At 60.4% G+C, this 18,226-nt stretch carries 18 protein-coding genes and 1 pseudogene; 11 read left to right on the top strand and 8 right to left on the bottom strand.

The genetic code is table 11. From position 1 onward, the window contains the following. Positions 1–214: 214 nt before the first annotated feature. From AC1ZQA_RS10535 to AC1ZQA_RS10500, 8 genes and pseudogenes are all read left to right on the top strand, one after another. Positions 215–2,143 (top strand): putative bifunctional diguanylate cyclase/phosphodiesterase, encoded by a 1,929-nt coding sequence (locus tag AC1ZQA_RS10535; RefSeq protein ID WP_082454312.1) that lies wholly within the window; start codon positions 215–217, stop codon positions 2,141–2,143. 26 nt (positions 2,144–2,169) lie between these two features. Beyond that, positions 2,170–2,613, top strand: a complete 444-nt coding sequence (locus AC1ZQA_RS10530; RefSeq protein ID WP_055450442.1) for a YeeE/YedE family protein — start codon at positions 2,170–2,172, stop codon at positions 2,611–2,613. An 8-nt stretch (positions 2,614–2,621) separates the two neighbouring features. Beyond that, on the top strand, positions 2,622–3,392 hold the full coding sequence (locus tag AC1ZQA_RS10525) for a YeeE/YedE family protein (RefSeq protein WP_072243009.1): 771 nt from the start codon (positions 2,622–2,624) through the stop codon (positions 3,390–3,392). Continuing rightward, a pseudogene (locus tag AC1ZQA_RS10520) lies at positions 3,389–4,168 on the top strand (methyl-accepting chemotaxis protein); the annotation flags it as partial. The gene AC1ZQA_RS10525 and the pseudogene AC1ZQA_RS10520, both read left to right, overlap by 4 nt. A gap of 3 nt (positions 4,169–4,171) precedes the next feature. Further along, positions 4,172–4,612: a CZB domain-containing protein gene (locus tag AC1ZQA_RS10515; protein WP_482679314.1), complete on the top strand. Its 441-nt coding sequence runs from the start codon at positions 4,172–4,174 to the stop codon at positions 4,610–4,612. 68 nt (positions 4,613–4,680) lie between these two features. Further along, positions 4,681–7,839, top strand: coding sequence for an EAL domain-containing protein (locus AC1ZQA_RS10510; RefSeq protein ID WP_482676868.1), 3,159 nt, complete (start codon positions 4,681–4,683; stop codon positions 7,837–7,839). 371 nt (positions 7,840–8,210) lie between these two features. Continuing rightward, positions 8,211–9,077, top strand: coding sequence for a hypothetical protein (locus AC1ZQA_RS10505; protein ID WP_141655751.1), 867 nt, complete (start codon positions 8,211–8,213; stop codon positions 9,075–9,077). A gap of 79 nt (positions 9,078–9,156) precedes the next feature. Beyond that, positions 9,157–10,019, top strand: a protein-coding gene (locus AC1ZQA_RS10500) for an IS5 family transposase (RefSeq protein WP_141655752.1) whose coding sequence is annotated in 2 segments (ribosomal slippage) — positions 9,157–9,565 and positions 9,565–10,019 — 864 coding nt in all. Because the reading frame shifts where the segments join, the coding sequence is not laid out codon by codon here. Between the two features lie 43 nt (positions 10,020–10,062). Here the strand turns inward: AC1ZQA_RS10500 and AC1ZQA_RS10495 are convergent. The 5 genes from AC1ZQA_RS10495 to AC1ZQA_RS10475 all read right to left on the bottom strand — a co-directional run bounded on the left by AC1ZQA_RS10495 (position 10,063) and on the right by AC1ZQA_RS10475 (position 13,966). Beyond that, positions 10,063–10,668 (bottom strand): plasmid pRiA4b ORF-3 family protein, encoded by a 606-nt coding sequence (locus AC1ZQA_RS10495; RefSeq protein ID WP_482676867.1) that lies wholly within the window; start codon positions 10,666–10,668, stop codon positions 10,063–10,065. Positions 10,669–10,817: 149 nt separating this feature from the next. Continuing rightward, positions 10,818–11,975, bottom strand: coding sequence for a carbon-nitrogen hydrolase family protein (locus tag AC1ZQA_RS10490; protein WP_055450448.1), 1,158 nt, complete (start codon positions 11,973–11,975; stop codon positions 10,818–10,820). Beyond that, complete coding sequence (locus tag AC1ZQA_RS10485; RefSeq protein ID WP_482676866.1) at positions 11,956–12,495, bottom strand: hypothetical protein; 540 nt, start codon at positions 12,493–12,495, stop codon at positions 11,956–11,958. Before AC1ZQA_RS10485 ends, AC1ZQA_RS10490 begins: the two co-directional genes overlap by 20 nt. Continuing rightward, complete coding sequence (locus AC1ZQA_RS10480; RefSeq protein ID WP_482676865.1) at positions 12,495–13,253, bottom strand: hypothetical protein; 759 nt, start codon at positions 13,251–13,253, stop codon at positions 12,495–12,497. Before AC1ZQA_RS10480 ends, AC1ZQA_RS10485 begins: the two co-directional genes overlap by 1 nt. Before the next feature lie 62 nt (positions 13,254–13,315). Continuing rightward, a complete protein-coding gene (locus AC1ZQA_RS10475; protein ID WP_055450450.1) occupies positions 13,316–13,966 on the bottom strand; it encodes a hypothetical protein in 651 nt (216 codons plus the stop codon). 396 nt (positions 13,967–14,362) lie between these two features. On the opposite strand from AC1ZQA_RS10475, the gene panD reads away from it, so the two are divergent. Next, entirely contained in the window at positions 14,363–14,737 is a 375-nt protein-coding gene (gene panD / locus AC1ZQA_RS10470; protein ID WP_245609998.1) for an aspartate 1-decarboxylase, read from the top strand. A gap of 119 nt (positions 14,738–14,856) precedes the next feature. Here the strand turns inward: panD and AC1ZQA_RS10465 are convergent, their stop codons facing one another. The 3 genes from AC1ZQA_RS10465 to traI all read right to left on the bottom strand — a co-directional run bounded on the left by AC1ZQA_RS10465 (position 14,857) and on the right by traI (position 17,505). Beyond that, entirely contained in the window at positions 14,857–15,354 is a 498-nt protein-coding gene (locus tag AC1ZQA_RS10465) for a GNAT family N-acetyltransferase (RefSeq protein WP_055450452.1), read from the bottom strand. Further along, positions 15,351–15,632: a type II toxin-antitoxin system TacA family antitoxin gene (locus AC1ZQA_RS10460; protein ID WP_055450453.1), complete on the bottom strand. Its 282-nt coding sequence runs from the start codon at positions 15,630–15,632 to the stop codon at positions 15,351–15,353. Before AC1ZQA_RS10460 ends, AC1ZQA_RS10465 begins: the two co-directional genes overlap by 4 nt. Positions 15,633–15,705: 73 nt before the next feature. Next, the gene (traI, locus tag AC1ZQA_RS10455; RefSeq protein WP_482676864.1) at positions 15,706–17,505 is read right to left on the bottom strand and encodes a TraI/MobA(P) family conjugative relaxase; all 1,800 of its coding nucleotides are present in this window, start codon (positions 17,503–17,505) and stop codon (positions 15,706–15,708) included. Between the two features lie 5 nt (positions 17,506–17,510). On the opposite strand from traI, the gene tnpA reads away from it, so the two are divergent. Both tnpA and tnpB read left to right on the top strand, forming a co-directional pair. Further along, on the top strand, positions 17,511–17,849 hold the full coding sequence (tnpA, locus tag AC1ZQA_RS10450) for an IS66 family insertion sequence element accessory protein TnpA (RefSeq protein ID WP_482676863.1): 339 nt from the start codon (positions 17,511–17,513) through the stop codon (positions 17,847–17,849). Then, positions 17,849–18,196, top strand: a complete 348-nt coding sequence (tnpB, locus tag AC1ZQA_RS10445) for an IS66 family insertion sequence element accessory protein TnpB (RefSeq protein ID WP_482676862.1) — start codon at positions 17,849–17,851, stop codon at positions 18,194–18,196. The genes tnpA and tnpB overlap by 1 nt, the downstream gene beginning before the upstream one ends. Positions 18,197–18,226: the final 30 nt, after the last annotated feature.

Genomic DNA, 18,226 nt, shown 5'->3' with positions numbered 1-18,226 from the left:
CTTCGAGCAAATCAATTCTGACATTGATTTTTCGCAAAAGAATGGAGACATGCAGTGCACACTACGGGGATGGGTCTAATGGGAGACCGTGTCTGGAGGAGACGATATTCGGCGCCTCAATTCTGGCGGCAAAGCGCGAATTGCGGCCACGACGAAACGACTGACGGATTGGAGCGGGACGACCATTCATCAGTGCGCGTAAGGACATGACGGCATGATGGATCAACTACTGCCGCCGTGTGAACAGCCCATTCGATTGGTGCCCATTCGGGGTGAACCAGAGGAAGCCTCGTCCTGGCGCGTTCTCAGCCTTCCTTGCGAGCATTCCACCGGATCCGTCAGCGGTGCACATGAGCGCGAACGGCTACTCGTCGCACTTGCTGGAGCGCTGGGAGGATTGATCGATCCCGCCGACTGCGCATCGGTCATGCAAAGCCTCATCGAGGAAATCGTGACCGCGTCTGACCAAATTACGCTGGCTTGGGCGTGGATTGGCAAACCGGAGGATGAGGCCATTGCGCCTCTATGCGTGGCAGGACAAGAGGAGGTTTTCGGCCGCGCGATGCGTATCAACCGCGACCCTACGACTGCACACTGCCCGATCTTTCAGGCGCTAACGCAACATCGCATCATCTATATGCCCATGTCTCCACGCAGCCCTTACAAACCATGGAGGCGTGCAGCTCAACAATATGGCTTCGAAGAAGTGCTTGCCGTTCCGATTGATCTTGATGTAACGGGTCAACACGGTGTGGTTGTGTTTTACGCGGTTGAGCGGGGCTACTTTGCCCGTATCGGGATGCAACCCTTTCGTGCGCTCGCCAAGCTTGGCCAGGTTGCTGTGCATCAAGCACAGCTCATCACCCGCCTCCAAATCCAAAGTTCGATCGATCCGTTGTGTGGCACGCTCAATCGCCACGCGACTGAGCAAATTCTGGAACAAGAATTTTCTCGTGCGCGACTCAGCCACGACGGCTTTGGGCTGATCCTGCTTGATCTTGACCGCTTCAAGCTCATCAACGACTCCTACGGACACATGGCCGGAGATGAAGCCCTGCGCGAAACCGTCTCCGTGCTGCGTCGACATGTCAGGTCCTCGGATCACATCGGACGGTGGGGAGGTGAGGAGTTTCTTGTCATCCTCCCTCACCAAACGATTGAACAGGTTTATGCCACGGCCGAGCGATTGCGCAGAGCAATCGAGTCGATCTGCGTCAAGCATGAAGGTCGCTGCATCCAATTCACCGCAAGTTTTGGCATCACGACATGGTCAGGTCAGTCCTGCACACCGGAACGCCTGATCTCGCGACTCGATTCATTTCTCTATGACGCAAAACGCTTGGGGCGCAACCAGGTGCGAGGTGCTGACGGGCGCGGCAGCGAGACGCTGTCTCTCGGAGCGCAAATCCAGGTGGCGTTGGAGACCCAGCGCATGCGTGTGGCGTATCAGCCGTTGGTTGACCTGCGCACTGGCGCTGTGGTCGCACAGGAGGCACTGGCCCGACTGATTACAGCTGAGGGCACCGTCATGCCAGCCAGCGCTTTTATCGGTGCGGCACACCGTCTGCGCATGGAATGGCGGATCGACGAAGCTGTATCGCGCCAAGCGCTGGCGCACTGTCTGGCGAGCACGCAGCAGGGTGTACACCCTCAAAGACATCTCATCAATTGTTCGGCGGATTTTCTGGCACGTCCGGACTGCATTGAAAGATTGCTCAGTGCCGCAGAACGCAATTGCGCGGATTGCGCTGACGTGTTGCATGGCCCGCACAAGCCAGTCATCATTGAAGTCACCGAGCGCCAGTTGCTCGGCGATCCCGCAAAAACGCGGCAACTGCTACAGCCCTTGCTCGATTTCGGATTCGAACTCGCTGTGGATGACTTCGGGAGCGGCTACTCGTCGTTTCTGTATCTGCTCGACCTTCCGGTGCGCTACCTCAAAATCGAAGGCGAACTCGTGCGCCGCTCTGTGGGGGAGTCACGCGCACGCACCATGATCGAGGCCATTCAGGCCATGGCTCGGCGCTTGGGCATTTGCACCATTGCCGAGGGCATCGAAGACCAAGCAACCTGCGACTTGATGCGCGACCTCGGTATCGACTGGGGACAAGGTTACTTGATAGGACGGCCGGAAATTTCCTGAAAAAGAACCCAGAGGGAGGAGAAAACATGTTTCATATTGACTATGCCCTGTTTGCACCCTGGCACGCGCTGGCTGGTGGCGTGATGATCGGAGCGGCCGCCGGCATCATGGCGCTGTTGGGAGGAAAAGTCATGGGTTGCAGCGGAATCGCAGGTGGCAATTTGCATGATCTGATCGAAGGCATACCCACTCAGGCCTGGCGATGGTCGTTTTTGCTGGGGGTCCTGTTGGGCACCGTCGGGTGGCTTGTACTTGAGGGGCCGATTCCCGGCGCATCTCAACCTCTGCCCTGGCTTGGTTACACCGTCGGAGGATTGGCTGTTGGCTTTGGCACACGGCTGGGTTCAGGCTGCACCAGCGGACATGGCGTGTGCGGAATTCCCCGGTTGTCCCAGCGTTCGCTCGTTGCGGTGGCCTGCTTTTTTTGCACGGCCATGTTGACCGTGTTCATTTCCCACCATCTTGTGTGAGGCAAACCATGATGAATCTGATTGCCATGGTCTGCGGCCTCTTGTTCAGTCTCGGTCTCTTGGTCTCTGGCATGGTTGATCCGGATAAAGTGATCGGCTTTCTGAATATCGCCGGGCATTGGGACCCCAGTTTGGCGTTCGTGATGATTGGAGCAATCCTCACCAATCTACTTCCGATGCGGCTGGCCATGCGGCGCAAGGAATCCATGTTGTTGCACTGCCCAATGGATCTACCGAAAGCGTCGCAAATCACCAAGCGTCTTGTCTTTGGCAGCGTGATTTTCGGCCTGGGTTGGGGTTTGAGCGGCATCTGTCCTGGTCCTGCTCTGGTCAATATTGGTACTGCACAGCCCGATCGCTTGCTGTTTTTTGTGTTTATGGTTCTCGGCATGGGGGGCTATGAAATCTGGAATCGGCAAATCTCGAACCAACGTACCCCCGTCGCACATTTTTCTGACGCATTGGAACTTCTGCCATTGGGACGAGAGATCCAGCCGCCGCTGCGTGCCAAACTTGCCGCGCAGGGAGATGGCCATCAGATGACGATCCTGATTGATACGCCGCTTTCTGTGGGTGAACGGTACTGGGTGATGCAATCAGGACAAACGCGGCGACAGGCGCGCTGTTATGTGGTGCAACACTTTCGCCCAGGCGTTCGAGAGGGCGACATAGCCAGCGCCGTCCTGGTTGCTTATCTCTTACTCGACATTCCTGAGCCAGCCCTTGTCGATGACTCAGCCAGTTCACCATTGAACTCTGCGCAAAAGGAAATGGCATGACAACGACGTTAAGCGAGAGCACAACGCGCGATGCCGCACGCTCTCATCTGTTGCTCTGGGCGATTCCAGCCCTGTTGATGACATTTGGTGAGGAGGGATGGCGTTTGCAGGAAAGTAACGCTGCAGCCGACGAATTTGCGATGGCAGGCGGAATCGACTTGTCGCGCGATGCCCCCACTTGGCTGCCGAGCACGGCCAAGGATTTAGCCTTGTCGCAAGACGGCACCGCAAACCGCCAGTCACCGAAATTCCTTGGGGTGGAAAGGCAGATCGGAGCGAGACCATGCCGGCTGCACATCACGGCCTGGCCCAGTGCGCAAGACTTGCTCCTCGTCCAGATGATTGATCTTTCAGCACGTCAGTTTGCCGAGACAACCACACGCGATGTCATCAATATTGTCAACAGTTCGGGCAGGGTTCTGGGGCAGACTGCTGACCAGATCTATGCCACCATCGAGGGCGTTGAGCAGGGTCTACGCACCACGGAAATGAGCGAAGTCGATAACAGGACGCATGTCGACTCGCTCGTGGGCAATGTCAAATCAATCTCGACGATTGCATCGGATATTCGCGCCATCGCATCCCAAACCAATCTTCTGGCCTTGAACGCGGCAATCGAAGCAGCGCGGGCCGGCGAAGCGGGGCGCGGATTCGCCGTCGTCGCCGACGAAGTCAAGAATCTATCGCGGCGGGTTCAAGCCGCGACCCAAAGCATTACCGAACTTGCCGACGGAATCCGTGGCGTGTCCGGGGGAATCAAATCGGCATGCCATGCGTCGATGCAATCCGTCGAGGCTTCGCACGCTCTGCTCGAACGTTCAACAGCCGATGTAATGCAGATGCGGCGGGTTTCGCATGTTTCCAGTCTTCGTGCAGCGAAAGGCGGTCATCGACTTTTTGTTTTCCGCGTGCAAGGAGATCTGGAACGTGAGGCGCCGTTGCTCAAGCCTGATAGTCTGGCCACGCACCATAGCTGCGGCCTCGGGGATTGGTATGAGGCCAATCGCAGCACGCAGCTGGGACGGCTGGCCAGTTTTCAGGCCCTGGAGAAACCGCACGCCCGCCTTCATGAGTTGGTGCGTGATTTCGCCAAGCTCCTGCAGGAAAGGCAGCGGCACAAGGCGCTTGGGCTCATGCAAGATATCGACCGAGAACTGGAGATACTGCTAGCTGCCATCGACACATTGATACGCGAAATTGAAACCGTGCTTGAGGGATGAGATACCCCCAGCTCACCAGGCATGTCGTGCCCCGATGCCAGTAAACAAATCGAGGATTTGAGTGGACGATGACACGATCTGAAATTTCCAGTGCACTGGTGATGCGAGCTTTCGACGCCATCCCGGAGTCCTGCGTGCTGACCGATGCCGATCAGACCATCATCACGGTCAACCGTGCCTTCACTGCGCTGACCGGCTACACGGAACAAGAAGTGATTGGACAGACCTGTCGCATCCTTCAAGGACCACGCACCGACCCCGTCGCACTCGAAAAGATGCGCCTGGCCATCCAGGCCGGGGAGGTATTCCGCGGATGTCTGTGCAACTATCGCAAGGATGGCACGACCTTCTGGAACTCGATCACGATCACCCCATTGCGCGATGCCAAAGGCCAAATCACCCACTTCGTCAGTGTGCAGCGGGATGACACAGAAAAGCATCAAATCTGGGAAACCCTGCGCGAGCAGTCGATTCATGACCCCCTGACCCACCTGCCCAATCGGGCCGGGTTGGTGCAGCACCTCACTCTGGCAATTGCCAGAGCGCAGCGCGATCACAAGATGGTGGCCCTGGGCATCATCGACCTCGACGATTTCAAGCCCGTCAACGACACCTGGGGACATGCCGCCGGTGACATCCTCCTCGCCGAATTCGCACAGCGTCTAGGCCATCAGCTTCGCGCGGTCGACTTTCTTGCTCGACTCGGTGGCGATGAATTCGTGGTGGTGTTGGAGGGGCTGGCATCCGAACAACTCCAGAGCCAGATCGTCAATCTGGCGCGTCGTTTGCACACGGCAGTCGAAACCCCTTTCGAAGTCATGCCCAGGCAGTTTGCCGAAGTCGGCATGAGCATGGGCGTGGCCATCTACCCTGGCGACGGGCAGGAACCCGACGCCCTCATGCGCTTGGCCGATGCTGCGCTGTATGAGGCGAAGTCACAAAAAGCGAACCGTCCGCATTGGTGGCGTTGTCACAGCAGCCTCTGCGAGGGCGGATTCGAGCAACCATCCCTCTATCTGCCCAGCGAACTCGACGCCTATGGGCCCAAAGCCAGTGAACTGCTCATTCAGATCCAGGATCACCTGCAGCATGTCGGTGCGCAGTTTGTCCGGGAGTTTTATGCCGAAGTACATCAACGGCGTGAGCCATCAGCCATCCTCGGGCATCTCAGTGCCGAGGAATATGCGCATTTGCAGGACAAGCAGATGGAGCATCTGCGCCAGTTGCTGTCCCCTGCGACATCGGAATCCCAGCACCAAGCGCAAGCTGCGCAACTGGGGCAAGTCCACGCCTTGATCGGACTGGATGCCAGCGAGATGATCCTGGCCATGCAGGATTACACCAGTCTGGTCCATCGTGCGATTCAATCCCTGCCCTGGCGTAGCGATCGCCGCACGGAACTCATGGGTGTCATCGGCGAGCGGCTCAAACGAGAAATGCATTGGGAGCTCCAAGGCATGCGACAGATCGAGCAAGCGCGGCAGAGCGTGCTCGCCAATCTCGATTCGATGGCCGAGGACTGGAGCCGCAAGCAGGAAGGCAGCCTGATTGCCATGGCACTGCAGGCCTTGCTCCGCCACTTACATGGGCTTCGGGGTGCCGCTTATGGTGAAGCGGATGCACATGGACAGATTTCCCCGGTTGCCGAGGCAGGGGTTGTCGAGATCTATCTGTCGGACCTGTCGCAGTCCGGGGTGGCGCTCACCTTTGATCCTCAAAATCCGCAGGTTGGCCAGAGCAGTACTGTGCGCGCCTGGGTGACTGGCCAGATTGCAACCGTGCCAAACTACGCAACGGTCGACACGCTCGCCGATGTGGCTCCCATTGCGCGCAAGCATGGCATTCGCAGTGCAGCAACCGTGCCGGTTTTCGATATTCAAGGCAATCCGGTCGGTGTCATTACCCTCTTTGGTGGCTATCCATGCCAGTTTGAGTCCTGGGCGGCACAACTCTGGCTACGTTCATTGCAACAATTTTTCCAGCGCCATGCCAAATCAATCTCGGCAGGTCGCGCTGCGATCGGCATGCCGTCGTCACAAGAACGCCAACGCTATCGGCGCTTACTGCACAGTGATCGCCTCAAGATGTTCATGCAGCCCTTGGTGGATCTGTACACCGGGCGTTTGGTCAAGGTCGAAGCTTTGGCGCGCCTGCAAGACGGATCGGACTGGATCACGCCTGGGACCTTTCTTCCGGCTCTGGGTGCGCATGATCTCATTCATCTGTTTCGGAACGGGCTGTCGCAAGCACTGCAGTGGCTGCATCGCTGGGATACCGATGGGCTCGTGCTGGACGTCAGTGTCAATTTGCCTCCAACCGTCCTGGTTTCGCCCGAGTGTGTCGACTGGGTGCGTCATGCCTTGGAGGCAACCGGAATCGACCCGCATCGATTGATCCTGGAGCTTCTCGAAACGGAGGACATCGAGAACCACGCGGCCCGCGACAAGGCCATTCAATCCCTGGCTGAACTCGGCGTGCAATTGGGAATGGATGATCTTGGGTCGGGTTACAGCGGCCTGCAACGCTTGCAGACTCTGCCGTTTCATGTCGTGAAAATCGATCAGGCCGCCGTGCGGCAGGCAATGGAAACGCCGGACCGATCGATTCCGTTTTTGGGCGCCTTGGTCCGAATGACGCAGGCCATGGGCATGCGCGTGGCGATGGAGGGCTTGGAATCCGAAGAACTGATCGAGATGGCGGCCTGTCTAGGGGTGGACTGGGGACAGGGCTTTGCCATAGCCAAACCGCTTGCGCCCGAAGCGATTCTGGCATGGGCGGTCGACTGGAACTGGACGCTCGATCCGGATCGACCGCGACATGCGCTGGGGAAGCAGGCCCAGATTTTTCGACAGGAATCGTTACCCTTCGACTGGAAACATGCGATTGAGACTCACAAAAAATGGAATGTGGCCTTCTTTGAACGTCTAAGGGGTCAGGGCAAACCATTGAATTGGAAAGTGGTCTGCCGTGATGATGTCTGTCAGCTGGGCCGCTGGCTCTATCGCCACCGTCAAACCGATGTACCAGCGTTGCGATCCTTGTATGAGCAAGCCCTGAAGACGCATGCCCAGTTTCATCACATGGCGGGGGACTTGGTGCGTCGTGCCGAACAAAATGGAGATGTCGTCAATGTTCTGGCGGAACTGCAAAATGGTGCTCTCGTCGACCAATCGAATCAATTGATCCATCTCCTGAATGCGCTCAGTGAGGCATCGATGAAGTTTTGAAGTGTTTGTGCCAAGTGGTCGTGTCGAAAGAAAATTGACTCGTAGGCACTTTGCATCGTTTTGGAATGGCTACTCATCGGCCTGAACGGCATCTAGGCCGTCTCGCGCAATGGCCGATGTCGACCCGCCCCATAAGAGTCATTCGCTTTATGAGAAGCGGACTCACATACGCCTCCGCTTCTCGAAATTCACCTGCAATTGCACCGGTCAGCCCCCCTCAATCGAGACCGGATCGCGAGAGGGCCGGCCGTTGACTCATGGACTTGGCCGTCTCGATGGCGTTGTCTCAAAAACTGTGGTTTGTGAGGCGATGCCATTCCGCAAAAAGCGAGCCGATGAGGACTGCGCAATGTTTCGTTACGTTGCGACACATGTCCTGCATTGACGAATCGCCTTTACAGAATAACAATGATTCGCATTACGTTGATGGAGCGGCAATGCGAATCATCCAGTGGACCCGAGGCTTAGCTTGTGTGGGCGGCTTGTTTCTCGGCGCGCAAGCGCAGGCGCAGTCATGGTCGGTGCAGCCATGCGATGTGGACGACTACATCACCAAAGCCATCGGGATCGAGGAACCATGGTTAGAAAATGCGGCCTATGTCTTTGCCCAGACCAACACCAATGGCACGCCACGGTCGCTGACGCTTTCCCCTGAGATCGAGGGCCAGTTCAGTGAGCGTCTGGGCATGGAGCTCGATCTTCCAGCCTACACCGCGAACGCGCCTTTCGGGCGTGGAAATGGAGCGTTTGGCCCCGTCGCAGCGGGATTGAAGTTTGCGGCTTTGCATACCTGTGATTTGAGCGAGGGGCGTGCCAGCCTATTGACGGCCGAAGTGGAAGGCCAGTACTGGGCCGACCCGCGCCCAAGTGTGCTGCCGGGGCAAGGCAATGCGGTGACGGCTCAGGTGATGTGGGCGCAGCTCTGGTATCCCTGGTTCACCCAGGGAGAGGCTGGCTATACCCAACGCATCGGGACGGGTATCGCCAGTGGCTGGTTCCTCAACACCAGTTTGGGGCATGCCATAGGGACTGCTTATGCTGCGCAAGTGGAAGTGGAAGTCGACAACCAGTTGGTCATGGACGACGGACGGCGGGGTATGGAGGGAAGTGTGATGCCACAAATTGCTTACCACCTCACACAACAATGGCTGCTGGCCCTTGGTGAACAGGCGTCATTTCAACAAGGTACGTCGCATCCGCAATGGTCCACTTGGGTGATGCTGGAGCGGGAATTCTGAGGTGATGGGCTAAGAACTTATCCGTAAATAGATAAAATGACGCTTCGAGTCGTGGCGTGTGCGGCGTGGGAGCGATACGGTGGCCAAGCGGGTTGCGTCGTGGGTTGTGACAGATGCATTCTGGGAGCGAGTGGAGCCGCTGATTCCGCAGCGGGCCGTGCCGGCGGACAAGATCTATCGACGCAAGCCTGGCGCGGGCCGACCGCCGAAGCCGGCACGGCAGGTGTTCGAGGCCATCGTGTACGTGCTGCGCACAGGCTGTCAGTGGAAGGCACTACCCAAGGAGCGGTTCGGCAGCGCCAGCGCCGTGCACAAACGCTTCCTGGAATGGGAGAGGGCCGGCTTCTTCGAAGCGCTGTGGAAAGCGGGCCTGGCCGAATACGACGACATGCAGGGCATCGCCTGGCGATGGCAGAGCGTGGACGGTGCGATGATGAAGGCGCCATTGGCGCAAGAAGCGGTCGGGCCGAACCCGACCGACCGGGGGAAAAAAATGGGAGCAAGCGCCACCTGCTGGTGGACGGCCGTGGCGTCCCGTTGTCGCTCATCGTGACCGGGGCGAACGTCAATGATGGCAAACGCCTGGACGAAGTCCTGGGTGCCATCAGGGTCAAGCGTGAGAGTCCGCCGACGAGGCGCCACAAGCATCTGTGCGCCGATGCCGGCTACCGCAGTGCCGACAATGCGCGCACCAATGACAAGCACGGCTATATCCCCCACGTCGTCGACCGTCGCAGGGAAGCGGACATCAAGCGGCGCGACCCGAAGAAGAAGGCCCGGCGCTGGGTCGTCGAGGTTTGCCATAGTTGGTTCAACCGATTCCGCAAGCTACTCGTGCGCTACGAAAAGCTCGAGCGCAGCTTCCTCGCACTCAACCACCTCGCCGCAGCCATCATCGCGTTTCGGAAAGTGCCGCTCAAGGTCAACATTATTTACGGATAGGTTCTAAGGCTACGCTGAACAGCCCGCCGCGTTCAGCGTAGCCTTAGCCCAGCACATCCCGCAGCGCGATGTTCACAGAGTTGACGTCAAATCCAGCCGGATCAAATGGGCCACCAAACCACCGACGCATCGCCTTGTGTTCCTCATGGGTCGGGTCGAGAACAGCCTCCAGAAAGCTGAGGTAGCCAGGAGGCCCACCCACGTCCTCTGGTGGACAGGCATTCTGCCCTTCCAGGCACTGCGGCCAAGTGTTGTACTCGGGGTCGGGCTTGAGAAGCTGCTCCACGGTCACGACATGGCACCAATCGTCGCCGAAGTCATAGGTGTAGATGAAGTTATGCATGCTCGTGCCCAGCAGATCAGCCAGGCGGAAGTCCTTGTCGAGCTTGGCGGGCTTGTCAACCGGGTACTCATCCAGAGCCATGCCGTAGCGCTGCCCTTCGATCTCGAATTCGTGAAGGTGGCTGTTCGTCCACCCCATGATTGTTTGAATCACCCGATCCAAGCCCGCCAGAGTGATGGCACCAGGCACCCAAAACCGGCGCCAGACCCTCGGCTCGATATAGAGCAGCTGAATGTGCAGCTGATAGATGCTCTTGGCGGGTGCGCGGCGACTGGTGGTCTTTGCGGGCAGCATAGCTAGGCTCATGTGGTCAGTGCTTGATATTGTGCCTTTGCGCGGTGTGCGGGAGTTGGATTGTGCTTTGGAGATGCACAGAAAAATTCCTCGCGCAATGCAAGCCGTGGAAGCTCTACAAATTGTGTGTCTGATGGCAGTGCTGGCCTGATTCGACAGAACTACCGATTCACCGCCGTCACCACCGGCACTCCCATCAACCGCGCCCACGCCCGCGTGCTCGCTTCCTGAATCGCAGGGGCTGCATTCCCTGGCGTGGCCCACCAAGTATTGGACTGCGCCAGGATCACAGTAGGCCGTTGCCACAACGCCTCCAGCCATGTCCATGGTTGCACCTGCTCCACGCAGAGCGCCGCCCAAACCCGCTGCCCATCCAGATCAAACACCTGCTGCCACCATGCCGGGTGCAGGGTGCGCGGATTCCAGGGCTGCCAGTCACCACCCAACAGCAGCCCGGCAGCCACAGCAACGGGTGCGGAATCAGCCCGGCCGTGCTCAACCCGCACCACCGCATCGTGCGCACCGGCCTGCACACCCAGCAGCCAGACTTGCGCACGCGGTACCGCAGCCGCAAACTGCGCCTGCGTACCGGCATACCAGTCCGGCAAGATCGCTTCGGGGAAAACCACGACCCGCGCTCCTGCACCTTGCTGCAGTCCTGCACCGATGCCAGTCTGGTTATTCTGAATATCCGCCAGGACGTTTCCATTGCCAGGCCGGATAAACGTCCGAACACCTATCCAGCCCTCAGGCGCTGTAGGGTGGATCACAGACCAAGCCAGCGCGTTCATGAAGGCACCCGTCGCCAGAAGCCCGGCAACAGCGCTCAGTCCGAAACGCCTGCCCCGCGCCGCCGCCGGTAACGTCCCGACGAGCGCCACCAGTGCCACAACGCCGAGCCATCCGCTGCCTGGATACAAGACCCCCATCGCGTTCATCGGCGACAACCATCCGATAACCCCCAGAGGGGGTAGAGCCGTCAGCAACAATGCCGCCAGCAGTCCGCCACGGCGTGATGGCAATGCCCATGGCAGCGCAAGCAGAATGGACGCAGTCAGCCAGCCTGCGATGGCAAACCCCGCATGTTGTGCGCCCCAGTAGCCGAGCACGGCGCTGACGATGGGCCAGCATCCTGTCAAGTAATAAGCCAGGGCGACGGTCAATCGCCTCCACCACTTGCTCTGACAGGCGACGAGAACCGGCAGGACAAGTGAACACGCTGGCCCCAGCAAACTGCCACCGCCGAGCAGCCAGGCACCGCCGGCCGCAACAGCGCCCGGTGTGGCGAGCGCCCAGCGGCTACTTCCGGGCGTGCTCATCGGCGTGCGGGCTGGTCGCGGTCAGCTTCTGAATCATCTGCTGCTGCATCTGAACGGTAGGCTCCAGCTGCCGTTTGCCCCACCAGGAGCCGATGAACAGCGATCCGGCAATGACCACACCAAGAACCGCCATTGAGGCCAGCGAGATCGGCTCGCGCAAGGCTTCCGACACGGCGGACTTGACCACGGAGTCATCAACCTTCACCGCCACCGGGCGCGCTGAAGCATCTTGCAGGGCACGCAACCCCTGCAATATCGGGTTCAAGTCCACCTGCACTGCATCGCCCCGTCCCGATTCCAGCACCGCTGCCTTCACCGCAGCCAATACGTCCGCCCTAGGCGTACTGCGCGCCCAACCCCAGGCGAACAGCGTGACATGCGGCGCATTGGTCGGGTCGTCCACCTCAAATCCGGCCCTCTGCAAGATACCCAGAAGTGAGCGGATTTCCTTCCATTCGTTTTCGGTAGGCAAACTGCCGAGAGCCTCCATGAACACTTGCTCTGAGTTGCTGAAGGCCATCACACCACCCCCTGTTCGATCGTTTCAACCTTCTCCAGCGCGGCACCGACGCGTTTGAGCCACGACTGCAGTGCGAGTTTGAATCCATAGGGCAGTGGGCGACCATCGATTCCGGTGGCCAACACCTCATGGAACGGGCGGCGCCCGATCATCACGGCGAGTTGATCGTTCATCTCCGGCAGTTCGGCCTCGACCCAGGCCCCCTCGTCCACCAGGCGTTGACGCAGAGCATCGGCCTGCCAGAGTAGGAATTTGTCAGCCGAGCCGAAAAACAGGTTCTTCACCACCACGCCCGCCTCATAGCGGGTGGGCATGTTGCGCAGGCGGTAATCCAACGCACGGATGCTTTCCTGGGTGCGGCTGAGCAGCCATACCGGCATGGCATTGGCCTCTCGTAGCACCTCACCCACGATGTGGATCGAGCCGTCAAAGGCCCGCGTGCCGATCTGGGCCGGCATGTTGATGATGATGCGGTACTCATTCGTCTGGGCAGCTGCGCTGATCGTTTCCAGCCGCGTGCCCAGATCGATCCATCCGCTCTCGGTCGAGAGATCGAGCAGCGCGGTATGGGCGATGCCATTGCCCGGCTTGAGTCCACCTTCGCCACAGACATCAGGGTTGGACAGGTCGGCGTCGTAAACCACCAGCCGTGGCCGGGTCTCCTCATCCTGGGTCAGGTAGTGATGCACCAGCGCCCGGGCGGCCAGGCTCTTGCCCACGCCCCCCTTGTCGCCGTCGATGATGAAAGTCTTGAGCATGATGGTTGCCTTTCAGAGGTAAGCCGGGGAACGCCCCCGGAAGCGACCGGTGGCACCGGCGATCAGCGGTTGTGCTCGCCGATGAATTTGCGCTGGGTCTCAGGCGGCATCTCCAGCGACTTGCGAAAGATGTAGTCGTCGTCCGATTCGCCGGGCATCAAATCCGACCAGTCGGCCCAATCGGGCAGCCGGGCGCTGGGAATCGTCGAGTGCTGGGTCGGTTTGCCCTCGGCGCTGGGCGCCTTTGGTGCGGGAGCTGCTGCAGGCGCCGTGCCCTCCGCTGTCTTTGGTGGGGCGTCCTTGGATTGCGCTTTCCGCTCCGCCTGCTTTGGCGGCATGGCGGCTGGTTTCGGCTTTGCTCTCGCAACGTCCCCAGCTGGGCGGGTCACTGCGGCGTTCGGTAGATCATGCAGACGGTGCCGCTCGCGGATATAAGCGAGCGCATAGCGCAGATCGGCAGAAGGCACGGCAGGAAGGTGGGACTGAATCAACGCCAGAACCTCGTTCACAGACGCACCATCCTCGAACATGCCAACGATGACGGGCTCAAGGCTGCGGACGGTGTTCAGCGCGAACTGCCGTGCCGTAGCCGCAGCTTTGGCGCTCTGGCGGGCGCGGCGGGCGGCCAGCAGCGCCGCCGACACGGCGCCGAGTTGCGCGTAGGCGGCCTGGGCGTCGAAGACGTGATCTGGCTTATCGTCTTTCTCGCTCATGTTTTTCTCCAGTGTTGCGGCCCGCAGGGAGTGGGGCCGATGCCTGGACTCTGCGGGGCGGCCCGCGCCGTGTGCGACAAGGGAACCGCGGAGAACCGGTAGGAGGCCGTTCGGTGGCGCGTCGGAAACGATCGGGAGCAGATCGGAGCGCGCCGGTGACCGGTCGGTTGCAGTCGGGTGTCGGGCGGAGCCTGACCAAGTGGCGTTCGTGTGCGTTTGGAGACGGGCCGCAGGCCGGTCGGAAAACGTCAGACGAACCCTTACCTTGCAAGGATTTTGTCCACAGTTCGAGATCCGAACGCCAACCGGACGGCTTCGGACTGTGCCCGGACGACTTCGGAAGTAAACGGAACGATGCCCAAATCAACCGAGATAACGACGCACTATGCTGTGCTGATGAAACCACTTCCACCCATGCGCGTGATGCTGCGCGCCAAACTGCACAGCGCCACGCTGACCGGAGCTGATCTTCACTACGAGGGATCGTGCGGCATCGACCAGGCACTGCTGGATGCCTGCGACATCCTTCCAGGTGAGCAGATCGAGATTTACAACGTCACCACCGGCGCACGTCTGAGCACCTATGCCATCGCCGAAACCGAACACAGTGGCCGTATCACCCTCAATGGCTCTGCGGCCCGCCATGCCGCTGTCGGCGATGTACTGATCATCTGCGCCTACGCGCCGATGGATGACGCCACGGCGCGGGCATTCCACCCACGCATCGCTTTGCTCGGCGAGAACAACTGCATCAAGATGATGAAGGATTGAGGCTGGTGAGCGCGGCCAGTGCACCGGGTGCGTCGCCCAAGGCTGTGGCCAATAGCGCAGGGTCGTTTTCCTCAAGAACAGCCGTCAGATATTTGGCGCATGCGCCGGAACGACGAGTTTCAAGAACGCGGGACAGTTGTCAGCGGCAAGAACAGAGTAAGCGGCGAGGCTGGCAAGGCAATGAAGCCATGATGCCGGTAGAACGCTGCTGCCGCCTCGTCTTTGGCGTCGACGATCAGCGCAAAGGCGGCAATCTCCGAACGGGTGGCACGGTCGAGCGCATCGGCCAGCAGAGCTCCGCCAAGACCTTGTCCTTTGAATGCTCGATCGACGGCCAAGCGGCCCATGCGAACGGCGGGCACGGTCGGATAGCGCGGCAGTTTCTTGCCGGTGCTGGCCGGAAGATCGGCGAGCAGCAGGCTTGCCGATGCCAAGGTGTAGTAACCCACGATACGCTGCCCGTCCGCCAGGGCCACGAAACAGGCGGCTACGCGACGGCGAATGTCCTGGGTGACTTGCTCGCGCAGGTAGCGATTCAGCGGATCCGAATCGCTATGGAAACCGGCGCGGTCATGTCCTGCATCGAGCGGCGAGAGTAGGTACGGTGCTCGGCTCATTCCGTGCGCAGGAGCTTGCTACGGCGAGCGAAGGCACGCTCCAACGCAGGGGCCGGTTTCGGCGGCGACAGCAGCGCTTGTGCGAAACATTCCTGATCGGCCAGAGACAGGCGAATGACTTCAGCTTGCTCGATCGCGCGCTGCGCGGCATCCTGCACGGCAGACACAACGAAATCAGTCATGGTGCGCCCCTGAATCTCGGCGGCACGCTTGAGCATCGAATGCAGATCGGTGCTGATTCGGGCTTCCAGACGGGCGGTAGAGATGGTGACGGGCATGGCTTTGTCCTCCTGATGCAATCATACGGCAGAATGCCGTACAAGCCAAGGCGGGAATCTCGGCGTTTCCGGCTCACCTCCCGATCTCCCTCTCGCGCTGCCTGCCAACGGCATCGTTGAACTGCGCGATGGCTGGCCCTGCATCGTCACCGCGCCTTGAGAGCGCCCGGCCAACAGCCAGCGCAACCAACTCCCGGCCCTCTCGCCCTTGCTGCACGGCACGATCATGCGCGGCGATGAATGCTTTCACTGGCCCGGCGCTATGGTCGCCGCCTATCCACTCATCAAGCGCACGCTCCATCGCTTGCACGGCGGGATCGGCTGCCTCTTTCTGAGGCAGACCAGTTCCCGCCTGTGGTTGCAAGGGCTTGGCGACTTCGGGCCGTGACTTCTCCACAGCCGATGGGGATAACCCCCTCGCCTCGTTCTGCATCCGCACCTGCTCATCCTTGACCACGCCTTGCAAGTCGGCATCCGTCACCTCGATCCCCAGCCGCACCGCCTGCCGGGCGGCCCGCTCCCGGAACTCGGCGCTTCCGGTGATGTCCACCTTACCGCCGAACTTCTGCGCCGCCATGCGCAAGGCCGCTTCCAGGCTCTCGTCGCTCTTGTCGTGCATCACGATGCGCGGGCCAGTGTCGGTGAACTTGTCCCGGCCATCTGAACCCCGGTACAGCACCAGTTGCCGTTTCTGGTCGATCTGCGCTTGCAGCCCGGCCAGCGTGAGCTTGCGCAGCGGGTCGAGTTCTTCGCCCTCGATGCCGTCCACCGCTTTGTTCTTGTTGCGCTGCTCGCGGTAGCGAATCCCGCGCAGCGCGGCCTGCGCCGCTTCATCGCCCCGTGCGGCCTCACGTTCCAGCCATGTGCGCCAGACTTCCTGTTTAGGCAGCTTGGCTGAGAGCGCCTTGCGTTCTGTCGCCTGGCGCTTCTGCAAGGCTTCGCGCTCCTGCGCCGCCCGCAGTGCCCACAGCGACTGCACCACGGCCAGCGGCTGGCCCTGCTGCCTCGCCTGCTCGGGCAGGGCCTTGCGCTCCTGCCGCATTTGCGCGGTGAGTTCCTTGCGTTCTTGTTGGTGTTGGATGCGTAAGGCAGCGCGTTGCTGAGGCCGCTGCGCACGCCCTGCCGCTTGCTCGGCCTCGAAGCGAGCAGCGAGCGCTGCGCGCGCATCGGCACGGGCCTGTCTGCGAAGGGCGCGTTCGTCAGGATCGCGTTTGGGTTGTTTGCCCGTTGTTTTGTGGCCCTGGTGCATACTGTTTTTGACGTATAGCGCGTAAGGGGCCGGCTTTTGCGGCGGCAGTTCCGGGCCTGGGATGAAGGGGCCGAGGCGCTTTTCCAGTTCGGATTTGCTGGCCCAGCGACCTAACTGGGAAGCCTTGGCGGCCAGGATGCGGCCGTCGTCAAGCTGGGTGGTGACGACCAGACCGGAGCCTTTGGTTTGGATGGTGACGCCGTGCTGCGCCAGGGCCTGGTGAGCATCCGCCCAGGTGGCGCCGGGAGCCTGCACGACGGCACGCAGGTCTTGGGAAGGGCGGGCGGCAACCCAGGACTGAAAGGAATCAGTGCCCAGCCTGTATTCGGCTGCTGTGGCGCTTCGTGTTAGCCGTGGATTGCCCTCCTCTTTCAACAGCCCCCGCATTCTCCGTTCGGCCCGGCTCATGCGCACGATGGTCGGCCCTTGGTCGGTGTCCAGGGTGATATAAGGGCCATTCGCGCGGGCGTAGCCGAATTCCAGTTCGAGCTCGCGCATGCAGCGGTCGAGGATGAAATAGTCTTTTTTGAACGGCGGCTGAACGTAACCGGTAAGCCAGCGGCGTTCTTTCGTTCGTTTCGGATCCCACGAAGAATGTTTCCCATCGCAGGGATGAGGAGACATTCGAGATGGAGAACGACGCGGCAGAGGTGGCCGAGGTCAAGCGGCGGCGGCACCTGGACGAGGCGTGCTGGCGCGACGTGATTGAGCGTTTCCCGGCCTCGGGGCTGACGCTCAAGAGCTTTTGTCGGCAGGAGCGAGTGTGTGTGAGCAGCTATCGGCGCTGGCGTGAGCGGCTGTCGGGCAAGGTGAAGGCTGCGCCCGTGACGGCCAAGACTGGGCGTATGGAGCAGCGTGCCGCGGGGTTCATCGAGTTGGGCGAAGTCGGTACCGGCGGCATGCATGCGCCCATGGAGTTGCGGCTGGACCTGGGCGGCGGCATGAGCCTGCATCTGGTGCGCCGCTGATGTTCTTTCCTGAGGGGCGCATCCGGGTCTTCTTGTATGGGCAGCCTGCCGACATGCGCAAGTCCTACGACGGGCTGTACGCGCTGGCGCGCCAGGGCTTTGAGGTCGACCCGCTGGGCGGGCATCTGTTCGTGTTCGCGAACCGTCGGGCTGACCAGATCAAGGTGCTGTACTTCGATCGCAGCGGCTGGTGCGTGTGGAGCAAACGGCTGGAGGCCGGCCGCTTTGTGCGCGACTGGGGCGGGCAGCGCAGCGCCGAGATCGACTTCACCGCGCTCAAGCTCCTGCTCGAGGGGCTGCAGGTGACGCGGCAGTTCAAGCGGCATCGACACGTGGAGTGGCGATAACGGGTTTTGCAATGTGGCAAAGCCCGATTC

Source organism: Thiomonas sp. DCM-2 (assembly GCF_056820905.1).
This window is presented reverse-complemented; position numbering and strand designations above follow the sequence as displayed.